General features: G+C 72.2%; 12 protein-coding genes. 2 read left to right on the top strand and 10 right to left on the bottom strand.

What is annotated here, in order from left to right; genetic code table 11:
• The first annotated feature begins 21 nt into the window (after window positions 1-21).
• Window positions 22-1059 (top strand): GNAT family N-acetyltransferase, encoded by a 1038-nt coding sequence (locus BFF78_RS15315; RefSeq protein WP_069778867.1) that lies wholly within the window; start codon window positions 22-24, stop codon window positions 1057-1059.
• 447 nt (window positions 1060-1506) lie between these two features.
• Window positions 1507-2373, top strand: coding sequence for a transglutaminase family protein (locus BFF78_RS15320; protein ID WP_069778868.1), 867 nt, complete (start codon window positions 1507-1509; stop codon window positions 2371-2373).
• Between the two features lie 4 nt (window positions 2374-2377).
• Here BFF78_RS15320 and BFF78_RS15325 read toward each other — a convergent pair whose 3' ends face one another.
• The 10 genes from BFF78_RS15325 to BFF78_RS15370 form a co-directional block, all read right to left on the bottom strand.
• A complete protein-coding gene (locus BFF78_RS15325; RefSeq protein ID WP_069778869.1) occupies window positions 2378-2992 on the bottom strand; it encodes a response regulator transcription factor in 615 nt (204 codons plus the stop codon).
• Window positions 2989-4179, bottom strand: coding sequence for a sensor histidine kinase (locus tag BFF78_RS15330; protein WP_069783585.1), 1191 nt, complete (start codon window positions 4177-4179; stop codon window positions 2989-2991). Before BFF78_RS15330 ends, BFF78_RS15325 begins: the two co-directional genes overlap by 4 nt.
• 5 nt (window positions 4180-4184) lie before the next feature.
• Complete coding sequence (locus tag BFF78_RS15335) at window positions 4185-4925, bottom strand: ABC transporter permease (protein ID WP_069778870.1); 741 nt, start codon at window positions 4923-4925, stop codon at window positions 4185-4187.
• Complete coding sequence (locus BFF78_RS15340) at window positions 4922-5851, bottom strand: ABC transporter ATP-binding protein (RefSeq protein ID WP_193433470.1); 930 nt, start codon at window positions 5849-5851, stop codon at window positions 4922-4924. Before BFF78_RS15340 ends, BFF78_RS15335 begins: the two co-directional genes overlap by 4 nt.
• Window positions 5852-5992: 141 nt before the next feature.
• Window positions 5993-8419, bottom strand: a complete 2427-nt coding sequence (locus BFF78_RS15345; protein ID WP_069778872.1) for a hypothetical protein — start codon at window positions 8417-8419, stop codon at window positions 5993-5995.
• 154 nt (window positions 8420-8573) lie between these two features.
• Window positions 8574-8990: a DUF6113 family protein gene (locus BFF78_RS15350; protein WP_069778873.1), complete on the bottom strand. Its 417-nt coding sequence runs from the start codon at window positions 8988-8990 to the stop codon at window positions 8574-8576.
• A complete protein-coding gene (mshB, locus tag BFF78_RS15355; RefSeq protein ID WP_069778874.1) occupies window positions 8987-9841 on the bottom strand; it encodes an N-acetyl-1-D-myo-inositol-2-amino-2-deoxy-alpha-D-glucopyranoside deacetylase in 855 nt (284 codons plus the stop codon). Before mshB ends, BFF78_RS15350 begins: the two co-directional genes overlap by 4 nt.
• Window positions 9842-9888: 47 nt before the next feature.
• Complete coding sequence (locus BFF78_RS15360) at window positions 9889-10569, bottom strand: hypothetical protein (RefSeq protein WP_227025836.1); 681 nt, start codon at window positions 10567-10569, stop codon at window positions 9889-9891.
• A gap of 118 nt (window positions 10570-10687) precedes the next feature.
• Window positions 10688-11305, bottom strand: a complete 618-nt coding sequence (locus tag BFF78_RS15365) for a Uma2 family endonuclease (RefSeq protein ID WP_069778876.1) — start codon at window positions 11303-11305, stop codon at window positions 10688-10690.
• Window positions 11306-11357: 52 nt separating this feature from the next.
• Window positions 11358-12290, bottom strand: a complete 933-nt coding sequence (locus tag BFF78_RS15370; RefSeq protein ID WP_193433471.1) for a helix-turn-helix domain-containing protein — start codon at window positions 12288-12290, stop codon at window positions 11358-11360.
• Between the last annotated feature and the right edge of the window lie 224 nt (window positions 12291-12514).

Consider the following 12514-nt stretch of genomic DNA (forward strand, 5'->3'; position numbering starts at 1 on the left):
ACAGGAGGGGTGAACTGACCAGTGGAAATCTCGGCGGCAGGACGTCTGGAAGTCAGTATCACCCCCGCTGACGTGGGAAAACGCGTCTCTGTACGGCGCTTGAGCGAACCTGGAACGGCACGGGAGAAGTTCACCGACACGGTGGGTGTTCTCACATCATGGGACGGCGGCGTGCTCATGATCACACGGCGGGACGGGCAGAGTGTCCGAATCGCCGAGTCTGCCCTGGTCGCGGGCAAGGTCGTACCGGCCGCTCCGGCGCGCCGCCGGGGGCCGGCCGCCTCGTACGAGGAACTCGCGCGGGTCGCCTCGCACGGCTGGCGACCGCTGGAGACCGAGCGGCTCGGGGAGTGGGAACTGCGGGCGGCCCGCGGGTTCACGCGGCGGGCCAACAGCGTGCTGCCGCTCGGCGACCCCGGCCTGCCCCTCGACGCGGCCCTTGCGGCCGTACGACGCTGGTACGGCGAACGTGGGCTGCCCGCCTACGTCCAGACGGCCACCGGAGCGGAGGGCACGCAGGAGCTGCTCTGCGCGGAGCTGGAGCGGCGCGGCTGGGTACGGGAGGTGACCGCCGAGGTGTGGACCGCTGCCCTGGCGCCGGTCGCGGACCGGGCCGAGGGCACGGGTGTGACGCTGTCCCGGCGGCCGGACGAGACCTGGCTCGCGCGCTACCAGCGCAAGGGGGTGAGCGAGGTGGCCCTGCGGGTGCTCTGCGCCGGCCCGTCGGTGTGGTTCGCGACCGTGCCCGGCGGCGAGGGCGAGCCGCCGGCGGCGATCGGGCGGTGTGTCGTGGACGGGCGCTGGGCGGGTTTCGCGGCGGTCGAGGTGGATCCCGGACGCCGTCGGCAGGGCCTGGCCACGGAGGTGATGGCCGCGCTGGCCCGCCGGGCCCTGGACGAGGGCGCGTCGGCGGCCTGGCTGCAGGTCGAAACGGAAAACGACAGCGCCCGCGCGCTCTACACCGCACTGGGCTTCACACCGCACCACACCTACCACCACTACCGCGCACCGAACGAAGCCCCCACCGACCACCCGGCTACGGCAGACTCCGACGAGTGAGACCGGGAGCCGGGCACGGCGGGGGCGGGGGCGCAGACTCCGCCGGCCGGCGGACCTGAAGGAGTTTGATGCTGGGGACTGGGAGTCGGGCACGGCCGCGGGGCGGGGCGGCGGGCTCCGCCGACCGGCCGGACCCGGCGAGGCCCGGCACCTCGGGACCGGGAAGCGAGCACGGCTGGGGACCGGGGCGAGGCTGCGGACTCCGCCCACCGACCGAACCCGGCAAAATCCGGCACTCGAGACCCGGAGGCCGGAGTGGGGCCGAGGGGGCCCGGGGTCCGTGATGGGTGGGGGTCGGTGTGGGGATCGTGTGCGGGGCCTGCGGTCGTAGAACCCGCTGTGCAGGGGCATGAGCCTGGTATGCGCCCCCCGTATCCGCCGCCGCGCCGGTCGTAGAACCGGTGTGAACCGGTCGTAGAACCCGCTGTGAAAGGGCATGAGCCTGGCATGCGTCACCCGTATCTGCCGCCGCCGTATCCGCCTCCGCCGGAGCGGTCGGCCGAGTTGCGTCGCAGGTTCGCCGAGGAGGTGCGGTCCGAGCGGCCGGATCTCTCGGCGCTGTGTCTGCTGATCGGCGCCGAGGGGGACGGTTCGCTGGACGAGGCCGGGATCGATGCCGCGCAGGTGGAGCTGGACCGGCTCGCGGGCGAGCTGCCGTACCGGCCGGGTGGGCCGCAGGCGTGGGCGGAGGCCGTACGGCGGCTGCTCGGCGCGCGCTACGACTTCCACGGGACGCCCGCCGACTACCAGCGGCTGGAGTCCTCCCTGCTGCACGAGGTGCTGCGGCGGCGGCGCGGGCTGCCGATCCTGCTGTCGGTGGTGTGGCTGGAGGTCGCGCGGCGGGCGGGGGCCCCGGTGTACGGGGTCGCGCTGCCGGGGCACTTCGTGGTCGGGTTCGGCCCGGCGCAGGAGCAGGTGCTGGCCGATCCGTTCGACGGGGGGCGGGTGCTGACCGGGAGCGACGCCGAGATGCTCGTGGTGGGGGCCACGGGGACACCGCTGGAGCCTTCGATGCTGGAGCCCGCGGTGCCGCTGGAGGTCGTCCAGCGGATCCTGAACAACATCCGCGCGTGGGCCTCGGCCCGGCCGGAGCGGTCGGATGTCGCCCTGCGGGCCGTGGAGCTGGCGCTGCTGGTGCCCTCGCATCCGGCACGGCTGCGCTACGAGCGCGGGCAACTGCTCGTACAGCAGGGGGAATTCATATCAGGTGCGAAGGAAATGGACACCTACGCCGATCTGATCGAGGTCGTCGACGAGTCGGAGGCACGGAAAGTACGGCAGCAGGCGCAGACCGCGCGGGCCATGCTCAACTGACCCCTCAGAGCCACCCCTTCTCCCGCGCGATCCGCACCGCCTCCGCCCGGTTCCGTACCGCGAGTTTCTGGATCGCCGTGGAGAGGTAGTTGCGGACCGTGCCCTGGGAGAGGTGCAGGGTCTTGGCCAGCTCGGCGTTGGTGGAGCCGTCGGCGGCGGCGCGCAGGACCTCGCGTTCGCGCTCGGTGAGGGGGTTGGCGCCCTCGGCGAGGGCCGCCGCGGCCAGCGTGGGGTCGATGACGCGCTCGCCGGACAGCACCTTGCGGATCGCCTCGGCGAGCTGGGCGGCCGGGGCGTCCTTGACGAGAAAGGCGTCGGCGCCCGCCTCCATGGCGCTGCGCAGATAGCCGGGTCGCCCGAAGGTCGTCAGTACGACCAGCTTGACCTGCGGAAACTCCCGGTGGACCTGGGTGGCCGCCTCGATGCCGGTGCAGCCGGGCATCTCGATGTCGAGCAGCGCCACGTCCACGCCGTGCGCGTCGACGGCCGCCAGCACCTGGTCCCCGCGCGCGACCTGGGCGACGACCTCGATGTCGTCCTCCAGACCGAGCAGCGCGGCCAGGGCCTCGCGGACCATCGACTGGTCCTCGGCGAGGAGGACCTTGATCGTGCTCGTCATGCCCCGGATCCTACGTCCCCCGCAGGGGCCGCCGGGACGCGGGCGACCAGCCGGAACCCGTGCTTGATCCGGCCCGCCTCCAGGGCGCCGCCGACCTTTTCCAGCCGCTCCGACAGGCCGGTCAGGCCGTTGCCGGGGATGCCGCCGCTGCCGCCGGATCCGTTGTCCTCGACGGAGAGTTCGAGCATCGCGCCGTCCAGGGTCTGGCGGTGGGTGAGCCGGATCAGGCACCTGTCGGCGCCGCTGTGCCGGACCACGTTGGTGATGGCCTCGCGCAGCGCCCAGGCGAGCGCGGACTCGGACTCCTCGGGGACGCCGTCGAGGTCGGGCTCGGCGGGCACCTCGGCGATGACACCGGCGGCGGTCAGGGCGACCTCGGCGCCGGCGAGCTCGGCGGCGAGCCGGGGGCGCCGGTAGCCGGTGACGGCCTCGCGCACGTCGACCAGCGCCTGCCGGCTGACCTGCTCGATGTCGGCGACCTGCTGGGCCGCCTTGTCGGGGTGGTCGGGCAGCATCCGGCCGGCCAGCTCGCTCTTCAGCGTGATCAGGGAGAGCGAGTGGCCGAGCAGGTCGTGCAGGTCGCGGGCGAGCCGCAGCCGCTCCTCGTTGGCGGCCAGCTGGGCGACGGTGGCCCGTGCCTTGCGCAGCTCGACGGTCGTACGGACGAGCTGGCCGACGCCGACCATCGCGAAGCCGATGAGGACGACGAGGACCAGGCTGTTGTCGGCCTTCTGGTCCCAGTGCCGTCCGACGAGGTACATCACGACGCCCGTCGACGGGATCGCCCAGTACGTGGCCCGCACCGGCAGGGTGGCCCCGCAGGCGACCGAGAGGTAGACGAACAGGCCGAGCCAGGCGGGGCCGAGGGTGTAGGCCAGGAGGGGGGCGAGGACGCCGAGGACCGAGATCATCGAGACGACGACCCGCGGTGTGAACGGCCGGCCCATGTTCCGGAAGACCAGCGACAGGTAGGTGACGACGAAGGCGGTCAGGCCGAGCGCGCCGGCCACCGTGCCGGCCGTGGTGTGCCGGCCGCTGGTCAGGTCCTGGACCGGGGAGCTGAGAAAGATCAGCCAGACCCCGATCCACAGCGTCTTGACCATCAGCTCGCGCCGGTTGCGCGGGCCCTGGCCGATCCGCACCTGGTGCTCGGGCCGCCGCTCGCGGGCCTGCGGGTCTTCCGTCATCGTGCTCACGCCTTCAGCGTGTCCTTCCGGTACAGCCAGGCCGCGCCGCCCGCGAAGAGGACGAAGTAGACGGCGAGGACGGCGACGTCCGTCGCGTGCGGGGCCTGGCTCTGCTCGATCGCCCGCCCCAGTGCAGCGTACGCGTGCGTGGGCAGCCACTTCGCGATGTCCTGGAGGATCTTCGGGAAGCTGGTGGAGGGCATCCACAGGCCACCGAGGATCGACAGCCCGAAGTAGACGATCATCGTGATCGGGCGGACCGCGTCACCGGAGGCGACGTAGCCGAGGGCGACGCCGAGCGCGGCGAAGACGAGGCTGCCGGCCCAGATGACCCCGGTGAGGGCGAGCCACTGCCAGGCGTCCAGGTGGACGTGCTTGATCGCGGCGGCGGCCAGGAACACCACGATGATCGACGGCAGGCTCACCACGGCCGCGCTGGCGGTCTTGGCGAGGACATAGCCGCGCCCGGGCAGCGGGGTCAGCCGCAGCTGCCGTACCCAGCCGTTCTCGCGCTCCTTGGCGATGCGCTCGCTGTTGCCCATCAGGACGGCGGTCAGGGCGCCGAAGGAGGCCATGGAGACCATCAGGTAGGTGGCGACGGTCTGGCCGGTGCTGTCGACCTTCTCGTTCGAGCCGGAGCTGCTGGAGAAGATCAGGAAGAGGATGGCGGGGTAGAGCACCGAGAAGAACAGGAACTTCTTGTTGCGGAACGCGCGCACGAGCTCCAGCTTGATCAGGGCGTTCATGACTGCTTGGCCTCCTCGGCCTCCGTGATGGCGACGAAGGCCTGCTCCAGACCGAGGCCGGCGACTTCGAGATTGCGGGGGTAGACACCGAGGCCGTACAGGGCGTGCACGGTGGCGTCGGCGTCGGACGACTGGATGCGGACCGTCTGGCCCGATACGTCGATCGAGGTGAGGAACGGCAGGGCGCGCAGGGCGGCCTCGTCGATGGCGCCCTCCAGGTCGAAGGAGACCCGGCGGGCGCCCGCCTTGGCCTTGATCTCGGCGGCGGTGCCGTCGGCGAGGAGCCGGCCGCGGTGCAGCACCAGGACCCGGTCGGCGATGGCGTCGGCCTCTTCGAGGTAGTGGGTGGCGAACAGGACGGTACGGCCCTGGTCGGCCTGCTCGCGCATGGTGGCCCAGAAGGCCTGGCGGGCGGAGACGTCCATGCCGGTGGTCGGCTCGTCCAGGATGATCAGGTCGCTGTCGCCGGCGGTGGCGAGGGCGAAGCGGACACGCTGGGCCTGGCCGCCGGAGAGCTTGTTGACCTTGCGGTCGGCGATCTGCGCGATGCCGGCGCGGGCCATCACGTCCGCGGCCTTGTACGGCTTCGGGTGCAGCGAGCAGGCCAGCTTCACCAGCTCGGCCACGGTGACCTCGTCCATCAGGCCGCCGCTCTGCAGCATCACCCCGACCCGCCCGGTGACGATCGCCTCCCGGGGGGTGCCGCCGAAGAGGCTCACCGTGCCGGCGTCGGGGTGCTTGAGGCCGAGGAGCAGGTCGAGGGTGGTGGACTTGCCGGCCCCGTTCGGGCCGAGGAGGGCGACGGTCTCGCCCGGGTACAGCTGGAGCGAGAGCCCGTCGACGGCCCGCACGCTCCCGTACGTCTTGGTCACCTGGTCGAAGCCGACCACCGGGGTGGTGGTGGCCGGTGCCGCAGTTGTCGTCATGGCATCCATGCTCGCGGCGAGGGCCCTTGACCCGGCAGTGTCGGGGGTCCTGAGTGCCGGATGACAGATGTCATGCGGATCGGGTGACAGGCACGGCCGAGGGGCGCGCGGCGAACCGTGGGCGCCCCCTGTCGTGTTCGGCTAGTTGGGGTTGGTGGAGATGACCGCGACCCGGTTGGTCCTGCTCATCAGCGCCTGGCGCAGGGAGACATACACGTCCTGCGGGGTGACCGGCGTCTTCTTGCCGTTGCCGCGGGTGATGAGCACGCCGTCGAAGGCGCCGCCGTAGAGCTGCTTCAGGGCGTTCAGGTCGGGCTTGTCGACCAGCTTGCCGTCCGCAGTGGGCACCACCTTGAGGAACTTCCAGAGCGATTTCTCCGGGCTCATCAGCACCACGTGCCCGGCGCCCGCCGACACCGTCACCTTGGCCGACATCGCCGGCTCCGCGAACAGCTTCATCTCCTGGTCGACCGCCGCGTTCGACACCGTCGGCTGCTTGGTCGTCGTCGGGACCGTCACCGGGGCCGCCGTGTCCGTCTCCACCAGGGTGCGGTAGGCCTGTTCGACCGCCTTCGTCGACTGGGCGGCGTCGATGGCCTTGCCCGCCTTGCCGTAGACGGCGACCGCCTGGCCCGGCTTGAAGTCGATGCCGCCCTCGACGACCGAGCCGGAGCCGCCGCCGGCCTGCTGGAGCGCGGCCTGGAGCTTCTCCTCGTCCACCGGCATGTCGGGCTCGATCACGCGCTTCTGTCCGAAGAGCGAACCGATGACGTGGACCGGGTTGTAGTCGCTGGTCGCGGCCTGGCTCACGGTGGCCTGGAAGTCGAACTGGAGACCGGCGTTCTCCGGGGTGAGGGTGACGGTCCGACCGCCCACGGCGAGCTTCAGCGGCTTGTTCACCCGGCCGCCGAAGGAGTCGTCGAGCTTCTTGACGGCGTCGTCACGGGTGCCGCCGCCGATGTCCACGCCGAGGACCGTGGTGCCCTTGGGCACGTCGGTGTGGTTCATCAGCAGCCCGGCGCAGTAGGCGCCGCCCACGACGACGACCACGCCGGCGCCCAGCAGCACCAGCTTGCTGCGGCCCTTCTTCTTCGGCTTGGCCTGCGCCTTGGGCGCGGCGGCCGGTTGCGGCCCGGACTGGGTCTGCGGGGCCGGGCCGCCGGAGGAGGCGCCGCCGAACGGGGAGCCGCCGGCGCCGGGGACGACCGGGATGCCGCTGGTGACGGTGTGTCCGGAGACGTTGTCCGGGGCTCGGTATCCGGCGCCCGGTTCGGGGGCCGGCTTCTGCGGGGTGAGGATCGCGGTGTCGTCGCTGAGTCCGCCGCCCGGGCCGAGACCGGTGGGGCCGCCGCCGGGACCGGCGCCCGGACCGCCCGGGCCGCCCGAGGCGCCGGAGCCTTCGAGGTCGGCGATGTCGGCGAGGGCGCTGCGGCGGGGCTTGCCGCCCTGGCCGCCGTAACCGCCCGTACCGGGCGAACCGCCGGGACCGGACAGGCCGTCGAAGGGGTCGCCGGCCGACGGGACGAGGGGGCCGTCGCCGGTGACCGGGCCGCTGGTGGGGCCGGCCGGGCCCTGCGGGCCGCCGGGACCGCCATGGCCGCTCGGGCCGTTGAAGCCGCTGGGACCACCGGGGCCGCCGAGGCCGTTCCCTCCGCTCGGGCCCGCCGTACCGCCGAAGCCGTCGCGGGCGTTCGGGCCGGCCGCGCCGGTACCGGCGAAACCGTTCCGACCGTCTGCGCCCGTAGCCCCGGCAAGGCCGTCACCGGACGTGCCCGTGCCGCCGAAGCCGTCCTGGCCGCCGTTCTCCGAGAAGTACGGCAGGTCGTCGCGGCGCGGTTCGCCGCCGGACGCGCCGGGGCGGGAGCCGCCGCCCAGCGGGCCCGCGTTCAGCGCCTCGGTCACGTCGAAGGAGCCGGTGCCGCCGCCGTGCCCGGGGGCGACGGGGCCGCCGGTGGCGCCGGGCAGGCCCTTGCCGCTCGTGGAGCCCGAGCGGGAGGCGCCCGGGACGCTCATGGAGCCGACCACACCGCCGGGACGGCCGCCGGAGCGTGCGCCGGTGGTACCGGACGCGCCGGATGCTCCCGAACCACCCGAACGGGTGCCAGACCCACCGGAAGCGGGCGTCGAACCGGTGGAGATTCCGGCCCCGTTCGTGCCGCCGCCGCCCGGACCGCCCTTGCCGGCGGAGGACTTGCGGGGCGCGAACCAGTCGCTGGTCTTCTCCGGGGCCTCGCCCGCGGAGTCGGCGGCCGGCCCGTCGGCGGCGGCGGCCGTCCGGTCGGCGGCGGGCCGCGGGGCGGCGGGCGCCTCGTCCGCGGCGCCGTCGGAGTCCGCGACGGGCGTGCGCACGACGACCGGCGGAATGGGCCGGGATCCGGGGATGTTGATCCGGATCCGGGTCGTCAGCGTGGTCTCGGTCTTCTTCTCCTCCGGGCGCGTGGCGGAACGGCCCGCGTCCGTACCGTCGTCGGAAGCCATGGGGGTCCCGTACGGCGGCGTGCCGGAGGGGTACGCGGCTCCACCGCGCCCGTTGGGCCCGGAGGACGGAGTGTCAGTTTCACGACTCAAGGCAGGTTCTCCCGGTTGGCTCCGCCGCCCGTATCGACCTCGCGGGCGGCTCGGCGGCGCGCACCACCATACTGGCCACCTCTGGCGCGCATCCCATGACCGCCGAGGAAACCCACACCGGACTCGCACGTGCGCCGCACGGCGAAGTGGTACGTCACTTGCCAAGTCGGGCAGGACCACCACCGGGTTGCCGTCCGGCACCGAGGGTGGCGCAGATCACAGCGAGCGCCATACCGCCGAACAGGAAGAGGTAGGAGCCGCCTCCGGCGCCGAACAGGAAGTCGCCTTCCGGGCGCGAGGTGGTGAGCAGGATGACGGTGACGATCCAGCCCGCCACCGGTGCGACCGCCCCGCCCCGGCCGCCGGTGGCGTACGCCCCGCCGAGGAACACCCCGGCCGCGCCCGCGAGGGCGAGCAGCAGCCCGCCGGGGAACCAGGCGGCCTGCACGAGGGTCCCGGCGAGGCCGATGACGGCGCCGAGCAGGAAGAGGCCTGCGTAGGCGGCGGCGCGTCCGGCCGAGGGGCGTTGCAGCGGCTGGGCGAGCAGGGAGCCGGGACCGTTGTCGCTCATGCCGTCGCCTCGATCCCCGCGAACAGGTCGGTCTCCCCGGGCCGCGCCTCGCCGCGCACCAACTCGTAGTACTCGGTGGTGAACAGCGGCTGGGCCAGTTCGTTGGAGAGCGCGAAGTACGGCTCGGCCACCTCGATCTGGGTGGCGTGGGCGCGCATCGCGGCGGCCTTGGCGGAGCCGAAGGCGGTGCCGTCGACGCTGGTGGTGACGCGCTCGTCGTCGACCACGCCGGGTACGTCGGCCGTGGTGGCGCTCTTCTCGAACGGCAGCGCGGGCAGCTCGTCCTGGAGCCGGTCGAAGGCGGCCTCGATGACGGAGCGCGGGACGCGGTTCCAGTACACCTTGTCGATCCGGTGCCCGCGCTCGTCCGCCAGCTCGACGGCGCGCATGGCGACGCGGTGGGCCTGGATGTGGTCCGGGTGGCCGTAACCGCCGCGATCGTCGTACGTCACGAGGACCTGGGGCCGGACCTCCAGGATCACCTCGACCAGATGCCCGGCGGCCTGGTCCACATCGGCCTGCCAGAAGCAGCCCGGGTCGGCATTGTCCGCGATGCCCATCATCCCGGAGTCGCCGTACCGCCCCGCTCCGCCGAGCAGCCGGGCATCGCGCACGCCCAGCGCACGGAGGGCCTCGGCCAGCTCACCGCGCCGGTGCGCGCCCAGCGCGGGCCCCGTCAGATGCCGCAGCCCGGGCGGGATGACCTCGCCCCGCTCCCCCAGGGTGCAGGTGACCAGGGTCACGTGCGCGCCCTCGGCCGCGTACCTGGCCATGGTCGCGCCGTTGTTGATCGACTCGTCGTCCGGGTGCGCGTGCACCAGCAGCAGACGCCGGGCTGGCAGTTCCGTCATGGGACCACCCTATGAGGCGGCCGGGCGGTTCGCCGAGCCCCGGCCGGTCATCCCTCGTCGTCGAGTACGTGGGCGATGGCCAGGGCGATCCGCTCGATCCAGTCGATGGCGTCCGTAACCTCCGCCTCGTCGATCGGGCGGCGCTGTTTGAGATCCCCGTCGATCAGGTCGGCGTCGTGCGCGATTTTGTTGCGGCGCTGGGTGATTTCCAGGTACCGGCCGCGGAGCTTCTTCTCGTTGAACGTGGTCCGCCCCTGGAAGAAGTGCTGATTGATACACCCCGCCGCCTCGAACCAGACCTTTTTCTCCGTCACCAGCTTGAGCACCTCGGAAATCTTGCCGGGGTGCTGGAGCGCCTGCACGGCCAGCTTGTCGCGCAGGTGCTCCACGACGGCCTCGGAGAGCGTGACCTCCCCCCGCCGAACCGCTTCGACCCGGTGCAGCGGCAGTTCGTACATCCGCAACTGGTGCGGCATCTCGGGGCTGTCCCTGATGGTCAGTTCGGCCACCCGGCGCAGAACCTCCTCGTGCAGCCAGTGGTCGATGGCACCGACGGCCTGGACCCAGGCCGCCCGATAGAAGTCGTCGATGTCGATCGTGGGTGACCGAAAAGGCGTGAGCATCCGACCCGCCTCGACCATCCGCCGGGCGTAGGACAGGTTCGTCATGAACGCCTCGAACTGACGCGTCTGCGGTCTGGAAACAGCCATGCTCAACCCCGTGATCACTCTACGCCTGGATCTTTAAGAGCACGATCCCGGAATCGTCAGGGGGATGGTCAAGTCGGAGAGCAAGGTACGAGCGAAGGTGACCGAAATTAACTCTCGCGCTTCCGAATCGGTTCCCTCAGGACTCGGTCTCTTCCGCTTCGTCGTCCTGGTAGCGAGGCAGGCCGCTCGTCGGGATGGTCCACTCCCCGATGGTGACGTCCTCGCCGTAAACGAAGTCCTTGCGGGTGGCGTAGCGGGGGCCGTCCGGGGTGGAGTGGATGTCCGTGAATACGGCACCGGTACCGGTGCGCGGATCGAACACGCCGTAGACGGGGATGCCGAGCAGCGGGTAGTCGCGCATCTTTCCGACCCAGTCATTGTCCGGGTTGGAGCGGGAGACGATCTCGACGGCCGCGAGAAGCGTACGAGGATCGAAGGTCCCGTCCCCTTCCATGTCCTCCTCGGCGATCACCATGACGTCGGGACGGCGCATGATCCCTTGGAGCTCGCCCTCCACATCCGGTTCACCCGTGTGCGCGACGATCTCCTCCGGCATGACCTTCTCCAGGCGCTTCCGGAGACGCAGCACGGTGAGCTCGTGCTGCTTCACGGGCGACATCATGTCGTGGACGATCCCTTCCTTGGTGATCTCGAACTTGCCGGGCAGCGTGTCGTCCATGGACTGCACGAAGTCCCGCATGGCCCGGTACACGTGGGAGGCGCCCTGCTGCGCGTTGTCGGGTGCGATGGTCATGGCGCTCGCTCCTCGTCGTCTGTGCCCAGGGGCAAGGATCGTCACGTTCATGCTAGGCGGCCTCCTGGAGTTCGGTTCGGCAGTCCCGGCAGCGGGTTCCGGGGTCGGGTGAGCGGAAGGCGCGGTCGCAGCCGTCGCAGTTCCGCATCGGGTGCCGGGGTGGCTGCGGGACGGCCGGCGCCCGGAACGGCGGCGGAGGCGGTAGCTGGGCGGTCAGCCGGTGCGCCAGGAGCGCCGCGGGGCGTCGAACGCCCTCCGGCGGCAGGTCGGCGGTCAAGGCACGGCGTACGGCGGCGGGGGCGACGTCCCGCTCCAGCCAGGCGGCGACGCCGGGGGCAAGGTGGGCCGTATCGCGGGCTGAGAGGAGCAGCCGGGGGTCGTGGCTGTGGAGGCCCGCGAGGAGGCCGGCGGCGGCTTCCAGGAGCGCGGGGGCGGCGAACGCGGGGCTCGGCACGGCGGGGAGCGGTTTGCGGGGAACCGGCTTCTCGCGCGTCCGGCGCGGCGTGCTGTCCTCGCAAACCTCCCACCTCTGCGATGTCTCCGCCGCCCGGGTCCGCGGGCGGCCGGGGACTACGGTGGGGTGGCGGGCCGCGGCCGGCTGGTTGCAGGAGACCGTGCGGGTGACGATGTGGCCGGTGGGCGTGCGGTGGCGCTCGCGCCGCAGGTAGCCGTGGGCCTCCAGCTCGCGCAGCGCGGCGGCGATCCGGGTGGCTCCCTCGGGGAACCGGGCGGCGAGGGTCTTGATGTCGGCTGGCGCGCCCTGCGGCAGCGACTGGAGGTGCACGCCGAGCCCGATCGCGAGGAGCGAGAGTTCCCTGTGCTGGGCCAGGTGGTTGCCGACCACTGTGAAGCGTGTGGTGTGACGGGAGTTGTCGTGCTGGAGTCCACCGGAGCGGTGGGCCGTGCCGGGCCGCCGGTTCGGGTGTTTGTTGCCCGCAAGGCGGGCCTGGGCGTGCGGGGGCACGCTAGGGTTCTGGGTACCCATCGGGAAGCTGATTCCTTCCTCGGTGGTCAGGCCCTCGCACTGGGATTGCCGTCCCGGCGGGGGCCGTCTCATGTCTGCGGTTGTTGGTGGTGCGCTGCGCCGAGCGTCGGGCCTCGGCGGCTGCGAAATCCAGTCGGACCGGAGATGTTCACCCTCCCGAGTGAGTGCGACCACGGGCGGGAGGAGTGGGGTTTGGCGGGGTGCTTTCCCCCAGCGTTCTTTGT

The organism is Streptomyces fodineus (assembly GCF_001735805.1).
In the GTDB taxonomy this organism is placed as follows: domain Bacteria; phylum Actinomycetota; class Actinomycetes; order Streptomycetales; family Streptomycetaceae; genus Streptomyces; species Streptomyces fodineus.